At 40.7% G+C, this 15953-nt stretch carries 15 protein-coding genes; all 15 read left to right on the top strand.

Annotated features, from left to right (window positions below; translation table 11 throughout):
• Positions 1 to 156: 156 nt before the first annotated feature.
• Complete coding sequence (locus CPBP_RS03470) at positions 157 to 1002, top strand: 23S rRNA (adenine(2030)-N(6))-methyltransferase RlmJ (RefSeq protein ID WP_350331478.1); 846 nt, start codon at positions 157 to 159, stop codon at positions 1000 to 1002.
• 23 nt (positions 1003 to 1025) lie between these two features.
• Positions 1026 to 1973 carry a sodium-dependent bicarbonate transport family permease gene (locus CPBP_RS03465; RefSeq protein WP_350331477.1) on the top strand — a complete coding sequence of 316 codons (948 nt, stop codon included), beginning with the start codon at positions 1026 to 1028 and terminating at the stop codon, positions 1971 to 1973.
• Between the two features lie 244 nt (positions 1974 to 2217).
• Entirely contained in the window at positions 2218 to 2832 is a 615-nt protein-coding gene (gene rpsD, locus CPBP_RS03460) for a 30S ribosomal protein S4 (RefSeq protein ID WP_350331476.1), read from the top strand.
• A 76-nt stretch (positions 2833 to 2908) separates the two neighbouring features.
• Positions 2909 to 3415 carry a ribosome maturation factor RimP gene (gene rimP, locus CPBP_RS03455; protein ID WP_350331475.1) on the top strand — a complete coding sequence of 169 codons (507 nt, stop codon included), beginning with the start codon at positions 2909 to 2911 and terminating at the stop codon, positions 3413 to 3415.
• A complete protein-coding gene (gene nusA / locus CPBP_RS03450; RefSeq protein WP_350331474.1) occupies positions 3412 to 4914 on the top strand; it encodes a transcription termination factor NusA in 1503 nt (500 codons plus the stop codon). The genes rimP and nusA overlap by 4 nt, the downstream gene beginning before the upstream one ends.
• A 30-nt stretch (positions 4915 to 4944) precedes the next feature.
• Positions 4945 to 7338 carry a translation initiation factor IF-2 gene (gene infB / locus CPBP_RS03445; RefSeq protein WP_350331473.1) on the top strand — a complete coding sequence of 798 codons (2394 nt, stop codon included), beginning with the start codon at positions 4945 to 4947 and terminating at the stop codon, positions 7336 to 7338.
• Entirely contained in the window at positions 7325 to 7732 is a 408-nt protein-coding gene (gene rbfA, locus CPBP_RS03440) for a 30S ribosome-binding factor RbfA (protein ID WP_350331472.1), read from the top strand. Before infB ends, rbfA begins: the two co-directional genes overlap by 14 nt.
• A gap of 145 nt (positions 7733 to 7877) precedes the next feature.
• The gene (locus CPBP_RS03435; RefSeq protein WP_350331471.1) at positions 7878 to 8489 is read left to right on the top strand and encodes a hypothetical protein; all 612 of its coding nucleotides are present in this window, start codon (positions 7878 to 7880) and stop codon (positions 8487 to 8489) included.
• 134 nt (positions 8490 to 8623) lie between these two features.
• Positions 8624 to 9274 carry a hypothetical protein gene (locus tag CPBP_RS03430; RefSeq protein WP_350331470.1) on the top strand — a complete coding sequence of 217 codons (651 nt, stop codon included), beginning with the start codon at positions 8624 to 8626 and terminating at the stop codon, positions 9272 to 9274.
• A gap of 84 nt (positions 9275 to 9358) precedes the next feature.
• A complete protein-coding gene (truB, locus tag CPBP_RS03425; protein WP_350331469.1) occupies positions 9359 to 10243 on the top strand; it encodes a tRNA pseudouridine(55) synthase TruB in 885 nt (294 codons plus the stop codon).
• Positions 10244 to 10245: 2 nt separating this feature from the next.
• Entirely contained in the window at positions 10246 to 10515 is a 270-nt protein-coding gene (rpsO, locus tag CPBP_RS03420; RefSeq protein ID WP_350331468.1) for a 30S ribosomal protein S15, read from the top strand.
• Positions 10516 to 10598: 83 nt separating this feature from the next.
• Entirely contained in the window at positions 10599 to 12707 is a 2109-nt protein-coding gene (pnp, locus tag CPBP_RS03415; protein ID WP_350331467.1) for a polyribonucleotide nucleotidyltransferase, read from the top strand.
• A 78-nt stretch (positions 12708 to 12785) separates the two neighbouring features.
• A complete protein-coding gene (locus tag CPBP_RS03410) occupies positions 12786 to 14186 on the top strand; it encodes an NAD(P)H-dependent flavin oxidoreductase (RefSeq protein ID WP_350331466.1) in 1401 nt (466 codons plus the stop codon).
• Positions 14186 to 15133 carry an ACP S-malonyltransferase gene (gene fabD, locus CPBP_RS03405; RefSeq protein WP_350332614.1) on the top strand — a complete coding sequence of 316 codons (948 nt, stop codon included), beginning with the start codon at positions 14186 to 14188 and terminating at the stop codon, positions 15131 to 15133. The genes CPBP_RS03410 and fabD overlap by 1 nt, the downstream gene beginning before the upstream one ends.
• The gene (locus CPBP_RS03400) at positions 15133 to 15948 is read left to right on the top strand and encodes a hypothetical protein (RefSeq protein WP_350331465.1); all 816 of its coding nucleotides are present in this window, start codon (positions 15133 to 15135) and stop codon (positions 15946 to 15948) included. The genes fabD and CPBP_RS03400 overlap by 1 nt, the downstream gene beginning before the upstream one ends.
• The last annotated feature ends 5 nt before the right edge of the window (positions 15949 to 15953 follow it).

Raw genomic sequence — 15953 nt, 5'->3', positions numbered from 1 at the left:
TGTGTGGAATATTTCGCGCGCAAGAAGACTAATTTTATCTGATTAAATCCTAAATATATAACTCCAACCCCAAGTCTATTTTTCATCTTTAAATTTTTTTGTTGACTCTCTGATGTTTTTTAGTCATGTGTAGCTTTGAAAATAAGGTATACATTTATGAATTATCGCCATAGTTATCATGCCGGAGGAGCCTGTGATGTTGTAAAACATGCACTGCTGGTTGGGGTGTTAAAATCATTCCAAGAAAAGCAAAAGCCATTCGGTGTTTTAGACACGCATGCGGGAACTGGTTTATATTATTTGGAAAGCATAGAATCTGCAAAGACCAGTGAATATGAGCAGGGGATTAAGCAAGTATGGAAAACCTCTCCACATCATCCTATTCTTCAAGCATATCTAAAAACAATCCAAGCCTTTAATTCGGATGGTATTTTAAAATATTATCCGGGATCGCCTTTGGTTATAGATAGATTTTTAGGAGAGTCGGATCATTTAACGTGCGCTGAATTGCATCCTCAGGATGGTAAAGATTTAAAGGATACTCTTAAACATCAGAAACAAATTTCAGTTCATTTGCAAGATGGTTATCTGGCGCCTAAGGCATTTTTACCGTTTGCTCAAAAACGCGGTGTGATTTTAATGGATCCTCCGTTTGAAGAAAAAAGCGATTTTGATCGCATGGTCGTGGCACTTAAAGAAGGGTTGTTAAAATTTCCGCAAGGCGTATTTATGCTATGGTATCCATTAAAGAATTTTGATCAGCAACAAGGGTTTTATGATCAGTTAAGGGCGATGAATCTCTCCAATGCTCTGAAGACAGAGTTTTATTTTTATAAGGCTCCAGTTGATGGGCGCCTTAATGGTTCGGGTATGGTGATTGTGAATTTACCCTGGGGTTTGGAAGGTGAAGTACGTTCGGTTTTTGCAGAATTAAATACGGTGTTGGCATTTGAACCTGCAGCACCATGGAGCATAGAAGCGTTGTCGGAAAACCTTAGCTGAGTTGAAGTAAAGGAAGATAGATTATGGATATCTTGTTGTCGTCGCCAGGAATATTTTTTGCAGTGGGGTTATTACTATCCCGGTTAAATAAAAATGTCCACTTGCCCAGAGAGGTCATACGGTTTTTATCTATATACTTAGTCATCAGCATTGGGTTAAAAGGTGGAAAAGAACTGCGGAACCTGGATGCCATGCTTGCTGCCCAAGCTGTTGGATTAGGGGTTCTATTAGGTTTAGTCCACGGGGCTTTGTTATTTTATGGATTGCGATGCTTTTCAAAGTTTGGATCTGAAAAATCTGCTTCCCTAGCGGCTCATTATGGTTCTGTAAGTGTCGGAACGTTTATGGTTGCTGTAACTTTTCTAAAGGTCGAGGGTATTCTTTTTGAATCAGAGTTATACTTATTTTTAGTGGCAATGGAATGTCCTGCGATTCTAATTGCATTAGGATTGCATCAAATACACCAAACTCGATCGGGGTTTCACTTGCCGACGATTTTACGCAAAGTATTCTATCATGAAACGATTGTTGCGTTGTTGTTTGGCTTGGTTGTTGGAACAGTGGCTAATATTACATTTTTAGATAGCCTAAAACCATTTTATGGCGATTTGTTCGTTGGAGTTTTGACATTCTTTATGTTGTCCATGGGAATGGAAGCCGGGCATTATTGGGATCAAATTAAAGACGTTGGATTAAAATTTGTGTGGTGGGGTATTGCCTTGCAATTATTTGGCGCAATGCTTGGTTTGATTGCGGGTATTGGGTTTGGGCTGTCGGCAGGAGGCACAACGTTGTTAATGATTTTAATGGGAAGTGCATCATATATTGCAGCCCCTTGCGTGATGCGAGAGTCATTACCCAATGCAAATAACTCTGCTGTATTTTTATTGTCGTTGGGCATTACGTTTCCCATCAATGTTTTGTTTGGTGTGAAGGGATATTTGTTTATTGCTCAATATATTGTTGGGTAAGGCAGTCTGAGATTGCATGACTGTTCTACCACCTTCAAACTACCAGACGTCCTTAACACACATTATGAACAGAATAAAGAGTGTTTAAAACTGTTTTAAGCTGAGTAAATTCGCACGTAAGAAAATATTATCTTGCGTTTAAGTAATTGCTATTGACAAACGAAGTTAAAAGGTGCAAATTCGGGGTTGAAAAATCCAAATATATCTTTGGATAAAAAGTTTAAAAAAAATTAGGTAAGGATCGATGTCAAAACGTATTAATTGTAAATATAAAATTGACCGTCGTTTAGGCGTTAATTTGTGGGGACGTGCCAAGAGTCCGGTTAACAAACGTGACTACGCTCCAGGTCAACATGGCCAGAGTCGTAAAAAACCCACAGACTATGCTATTCAGCTTATGGCTAAACAAAAGCTGAAAGGGTATTACGGAAATGTCAGCGAGCGTCGCTTTCGTCGTTATTTCGAAGAAGCAGTGCGTCGTCGCGGTGACACAGGTGAGCATTTAATTAACTTGTTAGAGCGTCGTTTGGATGCGGTAATTTACCGTATGAAATTTGCTCCAACACCGTTTGCTGCTCGTCAATTCGTAAACCACGGTCATGTACTGGTAAATGGTAAGCGCGTGGATATTCCATCTTGCGCGGTTGCTGATGGTGATGAAATTGTATTGGTTAGTGCACTCAAAGAAAATGCGATTGTGCTTGCTGCGGTTAAATCAAATGAACGCGATGTTCCGGACTATATGGAAGTAGATCACAAGCAAATGAAGGGTAAGTTCTTAAGAACGCCTCGATTTGAAGATGTGCCTTATCCAGTCCAGATGGAACCTCATCTTGTGATTGAGTTCTACTCACGTTAAGGATTAACAGATTCTGTTGATTATTGTGAGCAGGAGGTGAGCGTTAGCGCTCACCTTTATTTTTTAAGAGGACTGCATGAGTATTAATGCAAAAATACAAAATATAATAGAAGCGCCGTTAAGCAGCTTAGGGTTTGGCGTTGTTCAAGTAAAGTTTATAGAACATGCTCAACCAAAATTAGAGATTCTAATTGAACGATTGGATTTTGTTCCTGTGACGGTTGAAGATTGCATGAAAGCCAATCGAACAATTTCAACACATTTAGATGTTGAAGATCCGATACATAAAGCATATACGTTAGAGGTAAGCTCTGCTGGGATTGATCGTCCGTTGATAGGGATAAAAGATTACGTTAGATTTGTTGGGTATAAAATCAATATTCAGACATTGGTACCTTTTGAAGGATCTAAAAAGTTCAAAGGGATCTTGGAGAGCGCTAATGAAACCCATGTGGTTATAAAATCTGAAATTCCAATGTTGGAAAATGTGGTTGAAATACCTTTTGATGAGATTCAAAAGGCCAAGCTAGACCTGGATTATATGATTGAACTAAAGATGAGAGAGAGGAAAGAGCAGAAATGAAACCTGAGTTAATTCAAGTCATTGACGCAGTTGCGCAAGAAAAAGGATTAAATGCAGACGAAATTTACGTCGCTGTAGAAGAAGCGATTCGTAAGGCTGCTCGTGCAAAATATGGCATCGAATACGAAATTGAAGCCAAGATCAGCCGACAGACGGCAGACATCAAATTATATTTGTGTCATAATGTTGTTGAAGAGGTTATGGATCCGTATACGGAAATTTCTTTAGACGATGCACGCAAAAAAAATCCTGAGGCTGTACTTGGAACAGTTCTAAGAGAGATTTTGCCCCCCATCAATTTAGGTCGAGTTACTGCCCAAACAGCAAAGCAAGTTATTTACAATAAAGTACGTGAAGCTGAGCGTGCAAAACAGTTTGATGAATTCAAAGACAAAATGCATCAAGTGATCAGCGGCGTTGTTAAGCGCTCTGATTTTACTGGTGTTGTCATTGATTTGAATAAAGTAGAGGCATTTTTGCGTCGTGAAGAAATGATTCCAAGGGAAAGTTTTAGACCCGGCGATCGTATTCGTGCGTATGTCTTAGACATTAAAAATGATCATCGCGGGATGCAAGTATTGTTGTCTCGTACGCATCCAATTTTCTTGGCTAAACTTTTTGCTCAAGAAGTTCCTGAAATTTATGATGGCGTTATCGAAATTAAAAACGTTGCCAGAGATCCTGGTAGTCGAGCAAAGATCGCGGTCTATTCATTTGACCCCAGTATTGATCCAGTGGGAAGTTGCGTGGGTGTTCGTGGTAGCCGTGTGCAAGCCGTTGTGGATGAATTGCAAGGCGAAAAGATAGATGTCATTGCGTGGTCTCCAAGCCCTGCAACAACAATTGTAAACGCACTTTCTCCTGCTGAGGTAGAGCGTGTAGTTTTGGATGAAGGTAATCGACGGATTGAAGTGATCGTTCCGGATGATCAGTTAAGTATTGCGATTGGTCGACGTGGACAAAACGTGAAATTGGCATCAATGTTAACTGGGTGGCTGATTGAAGTAATGACAGCATCTGATGCAGAAGCGCGTCGTGCTGAACGTTACAAAAAGTTATCTCAAACATTTATCGATGCATTAGATGTGGATTCTGTGATTGCTCATTTATTGGTCGGCGAAGGCTTTGAAAGCGTTAGAGAAATTGCTGAAATTGATCCAGAGGAATTAAAGGCAATTGAAGGATTTGATGAAGATATTGCTGCGGAATTACAAACCCGCGGACAACAATATATCATTCATCAAGAAGCTAACTTTAAAAAAGAGTACGCAGAGTTAAATGGATCAGATGAACTTGTTGCGTTTTTCCCAGAGTTAGAATTTTCTGATTTTATTACGTTAGCAAAAAATGACGTTAAAACAATCGATGATTTTGCCGGACTTGCAAATGACGAATTAGCCGAAATTTTACCTGGCACGATTACAGAACGAAAAGCATCAGACTTAATTATGCGTGCGCGCAAATTGTGGTCGCAGGACGATGTTACGGTACAGTCCTAACATAGCAATAAATTAGAGGAAAAGCTTTACATGACTGACAACAACAACAACCCTCCTAAAGAACGCAAGCCATTGACGCTATCAAAGGACGTATCTAAGGCTAGTGGGTCTGAGGGAGATCGTGTTCGACAAAGTTTTACACATGGACGCAGCAAGTCTGTAGTCGTAGAAGTAAAAAAACGTCGTGGAACTGATGTCAACAAAGAATCTTCATTAGAAGAAAAACTATCTGGTAATTTAAAGACTGAAGAAATTCAAGCGCGGTTACAAGCTTTAAAACAAGCGCAAAAAGAAACCGCTGAAATTAAAGAAGAAGCTGCAGTCGAAAAAATTATCATCAATGAGCAACCAGAAGAGCCGGTTGAGGCTCCTGCAGTTGAGGTTCCGTTGAAAGATGTGGAGCACAAGGATCTTATTAAACCAAAAGAGCGGTTTAAAACTGATGCAACAGAAGAAGTCGAAGAAGAAGCTCGTGCGGTAAAAAAACGTAATGTTCCATTGCCCAGAGTTGTGCGGGATACTGAGCGCAGGCAAACAAAGAAAGTAAACGTTCAAGTTGCGTTTGATGAAAATTATGAAGGTGCAAAAAAGCGCAGTATGGCGTCAATTCGACGTGCTAGAGAAAAAGAACGTCGCAAAGCATTTGAAGATGGAACGCTTCAAAAAGTAATTAGAACAGTTATGTTGCCAGAGGCGATTACAGTTCAAGATCTTTCAAATCGAATGGCTGAAAAAGCAGTTGATGTTGTGAGAGCTTTGATGAAAATGGGCATGATGGTCAGCATGAATGAGATCATTGATGCAGACACTGCAGAGCTGATTATCGGAGAATTCGGTCATAAAGTTGAACGTGTTGGTAATGAAGATATTGAACGCGATATTTTAAGTCAAGAAGATGAAAACGTCACGTTGATATCTCGCCCACCAGTGGTAACTATTATGGGACACGTTGACCATGGTAAGACATCGTTGTTGGATGCATTGCGTCAAACAGATGTGGCAGCAAAAGAAGCGGGTGGAATTACCCAGCATATTGGTGCGTATCAAATTACGTTGGATAACGGAAAGCGCATTACATTCATTGATACTCCGGGTCATGAAGCATTTAGCGAGATGCGCTCTCGTGGAGCGAATGTAACGGATATCGTGGTGTTGGTTGTTGCTGCAGATGATGGTATTAAAGAACAAACTATTGAAGCGATCAATCATGCTAAAGCTGCGGGTGTCACCATTATCGTTGCGATTAACAAAATGGATAAGCCGGGTGCGGATCCAATGCGTGTTCGACATGAGCTTTTGTCTCATGAGATTGTCTTAGAAGATTTCGGTGGTGATATTTTAGCCGTTGAAGTTTCTGCAAAACAGAAATTAGGGTTGGAGAAATTAGAAGAAACAATTTTGTTGCAAGCTGAAATGATGGATTTGAAGGCAAATCCAAATCGTGCGGCTGATGGAGCAATTGTGGAAGCACGGTTAGAAAAAGGACGCGGAGCCATTGCGACAGTTCTTGTTCAACGCGGAACATTGAATGTTGGTGATCTGTTTGTGGCGGGTGCCGAAACAGGTCGTATTCGTGTTCTTCAAAATAGCCTTGGTCAAACAGTTAAATCTGCGGGTCCTGGAACGCCTGTTGAAGTTATGGGATTCAGTGGTGTGCCCATCGCGGGGGATAAATTCCTTGTGGTTGAAAACGAATCGCAAGCAAAAGCAATTGCTGAACGTTACCGTCAGAAATATCAAGATGAACGCAACAAGGTGATGTCGCAACAACAGCGCTCATTATTGACGATGGATGCAGACGGAAAACATCAGTGGTTGAATGTCATCATTAAGGCAGACGTTCATGGATCGTTAGAAGCCATTTCAACCAGTTTGTTGAAAGTGGCACATGAAGAAATTTCTGTGCGCGTGATGCATGGTGGTGTGGGTGGTATTACTGAAAGCGACATTAGCTTGGCAAATACATCCAATGCTATGATCATTGCGTTTAACGTGCGTGCGACTCCCCAAGCAAAAGAAGTCGCAACGCGTCAAGGTGTGGATATTCGATATTATTCCATTATTTATGAAGCAATCGATGATGTGAAAAAAGCGATGTCTGGATTGTTGTCGCCTCATTTGAAAGAAAACTTCTTAGGCTATGCAGAAATCCGTCAAGTATTTACGATTACTGGATCGGGTAAGATTGCGGGTTGTATGATCACAAGTGGTACGGTAAAGCGTGGCTGTAAGGTTCGTTTGATTCGTGATAACGTTGTGATTCATGAAGGTGATTTAAAATCATTGCGTCGTGAAAAAGAAGAAGTGAAAGAAGTTCGTGAAGGCTTTGAATGTGGTATTGCTCTGCAGAGTTACCAAGACATTAAAGAAAAAGATATGATCGAATGTTTCGAAGTGGAAGAGATTGCCCGTGTCGTTTCTTAAAAAAGGTATAGCCAAAAAAACAGCCCCCAATATGCCGACTCAACGTCAGTTGCGTGTTGGGGAAGATTTACGCCATCTGATTGCCGATGTGTTTACACAGGGCGATTTTTATCACCCGCAATTGGAAGGCATATCCATTACAGTAACGTGTGTAACGGTGGGTCCTGATTTGCGCAACGCAATGGTGTTTGTATTGCCATTGGGCGTTCATGAAGCTGATAAAGTAAAAGATATCATTGCATCTTTGAATGAACTGGGTTCTCACATTCGTCATGCGATTGCGCCAAAAATTACATTTAAATATGTACCCCAATTCAAATTCCAAGAAGACACATCATTTTCATATGGATCAAAGATCGAGGCGTTGCTGAACAAAAATAGTTCTGAAAATTAACAGTATATTAAGATTTGATCGGTAGAGTGTTGCAAAGATGCAACTGGAATAATCAAACTGTAAAGCAAATATAAAAAATATTTGCTGAAAGCGTAGAAAGTCCAGTATATAGGACGGGTTAGAAAACTTAAAGGATTACAAAATTATGAAGAAAATTTTATTAGCAACTGCATTAGCAGCTGTATCAATTTCTGCAACTGAAGCTAACTGGGGTGGTTTTTACGCTCGTGGTGGTTTAGCTGCTAACGGAGCTGGCGTTACAAGCAAAGTAAACGACAAAGCTGTTGCTGGCGATGAGTACAAAATCGGTACGGCTCTTGAAATCGCTGCTGGTTGGGGTGTGACTGTTGCAAATGTAGTATACTTAGGCGTTGATGCTCAAGTTGGTAACTTTGGAATTGATTACAAAACTTCTGGTGCTGAAGGTGCTACGGCTTCTACAACTACAGTAACTTGGGCTCCAAATTTACAAGCTCGCGTTGGTTTTGCTGGAAAATCTATTTTGCCATACATCGCTGGTGGTTTTGGTTATAGCAAAGAAGTAAGCAAAACTGGTGTGACTGGTGATCTTCCTGAAGGAAACATGACTGGGTCAGCTCGCATTGGAGCTGATTTCAAAGTATCTGAAAGCTTCTTCGTTGGCGCATATGGTCAATTTGTAAAGGCTTTCAATACAGAAACTGGTGAAGGCGCGGCAAAAACTGCAAAAGGAACTTCAGCTACAACAGTTGGTTTCACAGCTGGATACCAATTCTAATTTCTTAATTAGATTCTTCGTAAAAAAGCCCCGGAAACGGGGCTTTTTTTGTGGTCGATAAAATCAAAAAACTCTTGTCAAATCATTTAACAATCACTTATATTGGCGAAGTTAAAACATAGGATTATAAAGTAATGAAGAAAAATTTATTAGCAGCAGCATTGGTAGCAGTATCTTTAACGGGGGTTAAAGCTGAATCTACACCAACAGGTGAAGGCTTTTATGTAATGGGTCAAGTTGGTGGTGGAAAGTTGATTCTTGGTGAAGGCTTCAAATGGCATAAGATTGGTGCAGATGGTAAGATGACCCCTAAAGATACAGCTGATAATCTCCTCTTAGGATGGTTGCCAAGCATGCAGTATAATTGGGGGTATTCACATCGGTTTGCTAATGATATTACATTGGGGCTTGAAGCAACAGTAATTTCTCCGGCGGTACGTTTAGGGTATATGTTAAATGATATGCATCATTTTGCTTTGGGTGTTCATTATGGGTGGACTTCGATTTTATTTATGGATTTAAACATTTTATGGAATAAAACTACTGTTAGTAAGGAGTTTGATCCTCTTTGTGGTGTTGGCGGATCGTTTTCATATGAATATTTTACACCATCTAAAAACTTTTTTAGAGTACAACTTCGAGTAGATTACTACAGTGGAAAAATAACAACAAACGAAATACAATGGCTTCCTGAGTTCAACAATTATCCTCCTGCTGTCCAAGAAAAAATTGAGGGCTCTGTGTTGGATGTGTATGCTAGCGTTGGTTTTGGAAGTCAATGGTAATTTAATACCACAAGATTCTAGACTAAGAAAATCCCCGGAAACGGGAGTTTTTGTGTTATAGTTCTGAAAATTTTGGAACTTAAAATGATCAACGGATGGTTGAATATTAATAAGCCGGAAGGTGTGACATCGGCGCATGTTCTGAATCGTTTGAAACGGGCATTTCCGCGGAAAACAAAAATTGGGCATGCGGGGACGTTGGACAAGTTTGCGTGTGGGGTGCTGCCCGTGGCGATTGGGTATGCAACAAAGACAATCCCCATGATCATGGATGCGCACAAGACGTATACCTTCACAGTTTTGTGGGGTGTTCAGACGGATACTGATGATCGCGATGGTGAAGTTATTGCGACCAGTGATGTGATTCCTGCCATTGAATCTATCTTAAGTGCTCTGCAAAAATTCGTAGGTGTAATTCAACAAATGCCTCCTATTTTTTCGGCGTTGAAAATTGATGGGAAACGAGCATCTGATCGAGCGCGAAAAGGTGAGGATGTCGAACTGGAATCCAGGCAGATTGAAATCTTTGAATTGAAGGTTGTAGAACATCATCAACATGAGACAACATTTCAAGTGATGTGCAGTAAGGGAACGTATGTAAGGGCATTGGCTAGAGATTTGGCTGTCACGTTGGGGACAGTGGGACATGTTACATATTTAAGGCGAGATCAAGTTGGAACGTTTTTAGTAGGTGAGGCGATTTTGCTTGAAAAAGATTTTAAAATGGACCATAATCTGGCAACGAAAATAGTGTCTGCTATTATCCCCATTAGGACCGTTCTGGACGACATCCCGGCGGTTTCCTGTACGGAATCAGCAATTACACATATATCCAGAGGTCAAAGCATCCCTACGAGTTTGCAGGATCAGGACATGGTGTTTGCTGTTGATAAAACTGACATTATTGCGACTGGGTTTGTTAAAGACCTGGTATTTTATCCGAAAAATGTATTTATAAATGGAGTTTGACGATGTCGATTACTGCTGAACGCAAGCAAGAAGTTATTACAAGTTACGCAACTGTTGCTGGGGACACTGGGTCACCTGAGGTACAAGTTGCTGTGTTGACGGAACGTATCCGCAACTTAACAGACCACATGAGCGAACACCGCAAGGATTTTCACTCTCGTCGTGGGTTGTTAATTTTGGTGGGTCGCCGCCGCAGATTGTTAACGTATGTTAAAGGCAAAAGCCACCAACGTTATCTTGAATTAATTCAAAAATTAGGGCTTCGTCGCTAATTTTTTTAAAGCTGATGATTAAAAATTTGAGTGGCAGTCAAAGTTATTGATTGCCACTTTTTACTTATAGAAAGAGAAGTTAAATGCTGAATGTTGTGAAAAAAGAAATAAAATGGGGCGGTCGAACGCTGTCGATCGAAACAGGGAGATTGGCTCGTCAAGCGACGGGCGCTGTTTTGGTAAGTTACGGCGAAACGATGGTATTGTGTACTGTTGTTGCCTCAAAGACGCCAAAGAAAGATGTGGATTTCTTTCCATTGACGGTGAATTACCAAGAAAAGTTTTATGCAGCGGGTCGGGTGCCTGGTGGGTATTTAAAGCGCGAAGGACGTCCAAGCGATAAAGAGACGTTAACGTCACGCTTGATTGATCGTCCGATTCGTCCATTATTTCCAGAAGGGTTTTATAACGAAACACAAGTTATGTGTACGGTATTAAGTTTTGATGGCGAAAACGATTCAGATATTCTTGCTATTGTTGGTGCGTCTGCTGCATTAGCAATTTCTGGAATTCCATTTGAACATGCAGTTGGTGCGGTGCGCGTTGGATTAATTGACGACAAATTAATCATTAACCCAACCTTTGCAGAAATTGCAGAATCTGATTTAGATTTAATCGTTGCAGGTACGCATGAAGGTGTATTGATGGTTGAATCTGAAGCAAATGAATTATCTGAAGAAAAGATGTTAAAGGCGTTGGAATTTGCACATGAGTCTTTCCAACCCGTGATTAAGATGATTCAAGACTTGGCGAAAGAAGCGGGCAAAGAAGCGTGGGCTAAACCCGTATTGTCCGAATCATACTTAGCCATGAAAAAAGCGATTGCGGAAAAATTCACAAAGGATTTGAAAGCTGCATATTCAATTAAAATGAAACAAGATCGGTATGCAATTGTTGATGCATTAAAAGAAAATGCGATGATTGCATTGAATCCTGATAGCGACCCAGCTTTTGATAAGGTTACTTTGGGTCATGCGTTTAAAGCAGTTGAATACGATGTTGTGCGTTCAAAAGTATTAATTGATGAAGAACGTATTGATGGTCGTGCATTTGATGAAGTTCGCCCAATTACAGTTGAAGTTGGTGTGTTGCCAAAAGTTCATGGTAGTGCGATTTTCACTCGTGGGGAAACTCAGGCACTGGGCGTATCAACATTGGGAACATCGTTGGATGAACAAATGATTGATGGTTTAAGGGGCGAACAAAAAGAGCCGTTTATGTTGCATTACAATTTCCCTCCATTTTCTGTGGGTGAAGTTGGGCGCGCGGGATCACCAGGTCGTCGTGAAATTGGTCACGGAAAGTTAGCATGGCGTGCATTGCATCCAATGCTTCCTGATCGTGAAAAATTTCCATATTCATTGCGTACAGTTGTCGACATTTTAGAATGTAACGGTTCATCATCAATGGCGACTGTTTGTGCAGCGTCATTATCATTGATGGATGCAGGCGTTCCCTTAAAAGCGCCAGTTGCAGGTATTGCGATGGGGTTGGTTACGGGCGACAAACATTCAGTAGTGTTGTCTGACATTATGGGCGATGAAGATTTTCTGGGCGATATGGATTTCAAAGTTGCAGGAACTGAAGCCGGTATTACATCATTGCAAATGGATATCAAAATCAATGGTATTACAACGTCCATTATGGATAAGGCATTGACGCAAGCTCGTAAAGGTCGTTTGCATATTTTGGGCGAGATGAACAAAGTATTGTCGGATTCTCGTGGTGAGGTGAATGTGAATGCACCCCGCATGTATTCAGTGAAAATCGATAAAGAAAAAATCGGTGAATTGATCGGACCCGGTGGTAAAAACATTCGCGAATTGTGCGAAACAACAGGTGCGAAGATTGACATCGAACAAGATGGTACGGTTAAGATTTTTGCAACAGATTCAGTGGGGGCGGATGAAGCATTGCGTCGTGTAAAGGCGATTAGCTTTATGCCTGAAGTGAATCAGTTGTATATTGGTGAAGTTGTTAGCATCAAAGAATTCGGAGCGTTCGTACGCTTTGACTTTGGTAAAGATGGATTCTTACACATCAGCGAAATTTCAGATGAACGCGTTAAAGATGTGAAAGAGTATTTATCTGAAGGCATGAAGGTTCGTACAAAGTTAGTGGAAATTGATGATAAGGGTCGTTTAAGATTGACCATGAAGAATATTCCACAATTGGATGCAATGCCTGCTTAAATATAAGTGGGTGAACACTGGAGAGGAGCCTTTCGGGGCTCCATTTCGGTGAAAGTATTTACAGTAATAGGAGTTTTTATGAGCATTATTCAAAAGTTGATCATGTCAGCAAAAGAAGTTTTTCCGTTGATTGAAGGTGGAAAAGGAATCGGTGTGACCAATGGAGTTACCGCAGGTAGCTGGGCTGCTGCTGGAGGCATTGGTACGTTCTCTGGTGTGAATGCTGATTTTTATGATGCTGAAGGTAACCTAGTTGAAATTATTTATAAAGGCAAAACACGTCAAGAACGTCATGAAGAATTAATTGAATTTGGAATTTTGGGTGGTGTTGAACAAGCCAAAATTGCTAAAGATATTTCTGGTGACAACGGCCGTATTCACATGAATGTATTATGGGAAATGGGCGGTGCTCAACGTATTTTAGAAGGGATTCTTGATAAAGCAAAAGGCTTAATTGACGGAGTCACGTGTGGTGCAGGGATGCCATACAAATTAGCAGAAATTGCAACGAAATATAAAGTTCATTATTACCCCATCGTATCATCTGCGCGCGCGTTTAATGCGTTGTGGAAACGATCTTACAGCAAGCTATCTGATTTTTTGGGTGGTGTTGTGTATGAAGACCCCTGGAAAGCGGGCGGGCATAATGGATTGTCGAACAGTGAAGATCCTCTTCAACCTCAAGATCCCTATGGGAGAGTTGTTGAGTTGCGTAAATTAATGAACAGTTTTGGTTTGGCGTTAATCCCCATCGTGATGGCGGGTGGCGTGTGGCAACTGAGCGAGTGGACAGATTGGATTGATAATCCGGAAGTTGGTCCCGTTGCGTTTCAGTTTGGTACGCGTCCACTATTGACCCAAGAAAGTCCAATACCATCATCTTGGAAACAGAAATTATTGACGTTAAAAGATGGTGATGTGTTTTTAAATAAATTTAGTCCGACTGGGTTTTATTCATCGGCAGTGCGGAATGTTTTCTTGCAAGATTTAATTGACCGCAGCAATCGTCAAGTTGCTTATCGAAGTGCTGGTGACGATGTGTTTTCGGCAGGCGTTCCAATGGGCCCACGTCAACGTATGGTATATTTTCAACCAGCGGATGTTGCAAATGTTACAGCATGGATGAATCAAGGATTCACAGAAGGGTTAAGAACGCCGGACGAGACGATGGTGTTTGTAACACCAGAATCATCAGGACAAATATTAAAAGATCAAACGGATTGCATGGGATGCTTAAGTGCGTGTCAGTTTTCAAATTGGACACAGGAAGAGCCTGCGTTTACAACAGGACGTCGTCCTGATCCACGATCGTTTTGTATTCAAAAAACATTGCAAGATGCGGTGCATAACAATGATATCGAACATAACTTGATGTTCGCTGGACACAATGCTTATCGATTTGCGACAGATCCATTTTATGCAAATGGATTTGTTCCAACGGTATCGCAATTGTTTGATCGGATTTTAACAGGAGCATAATCATGATTGCATTTTTATTTCCTGGACAGGGATCTCAAACGATTGGAATGGGCAAAGCCGTATATGAAGCATTTTCAGAATCCCGTGAAGTCATAGACGCGGTTGATGATGCCTTGAATCAAAAACTATCCACGCTGATGTTTGATGGTGCGGTTGAGGAATTATCGTTGACCCGTAACACCCAGCCAGCATTGATGGCAGTGAGTATGGCGGTGTTTTCAGTGATTCAAAAACATGCATCAAAAGATATCTCTGATGCTTATTTTGCGGGACATTCGTTGGGTGAATATTCTGCCCATGCGGCGATTGAAACATTTACACTAGCGGATACTGCGCGTTTATTACGCATTCGTGGTGATGCAATGCAGCAGGCCGTTCCCGTGGGCATTGGGGCTATGGCAGCATTGATTGGCGCCGGTGGCATTGAACAAGCAGAAGCGTTATGTGAGTTGGTCTCATCCAGTGATGCGAAGTGTTCAGTTGCAAATGATAACTCTGCTGAACAGATTGTAATCAGTGGACACAAATCAACCATCGACCAAGCCATTGCAAAAGCGTCTGAATTTGGTTTCAGGCGTGCATTACCGTTACCAGTGAGTGCTCCATTTCACTGTGGGTTAATGGCACCCGCAGCAGTTGTAATGGAACAAGCGTTAGAGCCAATTGCGACACCAGCAACGTTGCATGGAAAGCTGATTGCAAATGTAACCTGTGATCTTGTCAGTACGGGTGACGAAGCAAAAGCATTGCTCGTTCAACAGGTTGTCGGTCGTGTGCGCTGGCGTGAAACAATTCAGTCGTTAACAGCTCGTGGCGTGACTCAATTTATTGAAGTCGGTAGCGGTAAAGTCTTAGCAGGCTTGGTAAAACGCATCATTCCTGACGCTGCAGTTGTATCAGTGGAGAATCCTGCAGATATTGAGGCGATGCTGAAGGGGATTTTTTGATGTCTGTTGCAAAAGAAAGATGGAAAGCTTTAGAAAAAGATATTGATGATTTTATTAAATATATTAATGCTATTCCAGATAAAGCACATTATCAACCGTACCAACACGATATTGACTGGTATCAAAGAATTGTAGGTGATGCAACGGAAATAATTAAACTAATTTCCGATAGTGATCAAATAGAAAAAGCTATTAAATTAAATCACTCAGACCAGATGTTCATATCAAAATTGCCGAATCATTTGAGCAAAGTGAAAAGTTTATTTAATAAGTATTTTGCTGATTATACAAGATATGTGATTACAAAGACAGATGACTCGTTGGCACATCTTCAGTTGATGATCACTATAGGCGATGAACAATATCGAAAGAACTGGGACTGGGGACATAATGAGAATCATTATGAAAAATTTGGTGCCGCTCAATTTTTATTGCATCGCATTTGGAGTTTCAAGGCTTGTGCATCAAAATCCAGGACAGATTTAATTCTGATTGATGCGATTGGAGAAGAGTATTCTAACATTCGGGAGCTGGCAGAAAAAACGTTTGTTCTTACAGAATGGAAAAAATATGATAAATCAAAAAAGTCTTTAGATAAGTTAATACAAGATGCAGTCGGACAAATTAATGAATATGTGTCTCCGCACTTACATAAGTTCCCTTTTGAACCAGTATGCTATTTGATAATAGTTTCAGAAAAATCACACAAAAAAGAGATTGAACAAATTGAAATATCAATAAATTCAAATCAGAAAAAGCCAAAGATAAAAATAGTTAATATTGTTTGTAAGCCAAATACTCCATCACAACAGTGATAGAG

Origin of the sequence: Candidatus Bodocaedibacter vickermanii, assembly GCF_014896945.1 — a bacterium.
Lineage (GTDB): Bacteria > Pseudomonadota > Alphaproteobacteria > UBA6184 > UBA6184 > Bodonicaedibacter > Bodonicaedibacter vickermanii.
This window is presented reverse-complemented; position numbering and strand designations above follow the sequence as displayed.

What these genes read in the sequence shown, in the direction of transcription:
- CPBP_RS03470 (WP_350331478.1), top strand. Translation starts at nt 157, where the DNA reads ATGAATTATCGCCATAGTTATCATGCCGGAGGAGCCTGTGATGTTGTA.
- CPBP_RS03465 (WP_350331477.1), top strand. Translation starts at nt 1,026, where the DNA reads ATGGATATCTTGTTGTCGTCGCCAGGAATATTTTTTGCAGTGGGGTTA.
- rpsD (WP_350331476.1), top strand. Translation starts at nt 2,218, where the DNA reads ATGTCAAAACGTATTAATTGTAAATATAAAATTGACCGTCGTTTAGGC.
- rimP (WP_350331475.1), top strand. Translation starts at nt 2,909, where the DNA reads ATGAGTATTAATGCAAAAATACAAAATATAATAGAAGCGCCGTTAAGC.
- nusA (WP_350331474.1), top strand. Translation starts at nt 3,412, where the DNA reads ATGAAACCTGAGTTAATTCAAGTCATTGACGCAGTTGCGCAAGAAAAA.
- infB (WP_350331473.1), top strand. Translation starts at nt 4,945, where the DNA reads ATGACTGACAACAACAACAACCCTCCTAAAGAACGCAAGCCATTGACG.
- CPBP_RS03435 (WP_350331471.1), top strand. Translation starts at nt 7,878, where the DNA reads ATGAAGAAAATTTTATTAGCAACTGCATTAGCAGCTGTATCAATTTCT.
- CPBP_RS03430 (WP_350331470.1), top strand. Translation starts at nt 8,624, where the DNA reads ATGAAGAAAAATTTATTAGCAGCAGCATTGGTAGCAGTATCTTTAACG.
- truB (WP_350331469.1), top strand. Translation starts at nt 9,359, where the DNA reads ATGATCAACGGATGGTTGAATATTAATAAGCCGGAAGGTGTGACATCG.
- rpsO (WP_350331468.1), top strand. Translation starts at nt 10,246, where the DNA reads ATGTCGATTACTGCTGAACGCAAGCAAGAAGTTATTACAAGTTACGCA.
- pnp (WP_350331467.1), top strand. Translation starts at nt 10,599, where the DNA reads ATGCTGAATGTTGTGAAAAAAGAAATAAAATGGGGCGGTCGAACGCTG.
- CPBP_RS03410 (WP_350331466.1), top strand. Translation starts at nt 12,786, where the DNA reads ATGAGCATTATTCAAAAGTTGATCATGTCAGCAAAAGAAGTTTTTCCG.
- CPBP_RS03400 (WP_350331465.1), top strand. Translation starts at nt 15,133, where the DNA reads ATGTCTGTTGCAAAAGAAAGATGGAAAGCTTTAGAAAAAGATATTGAT.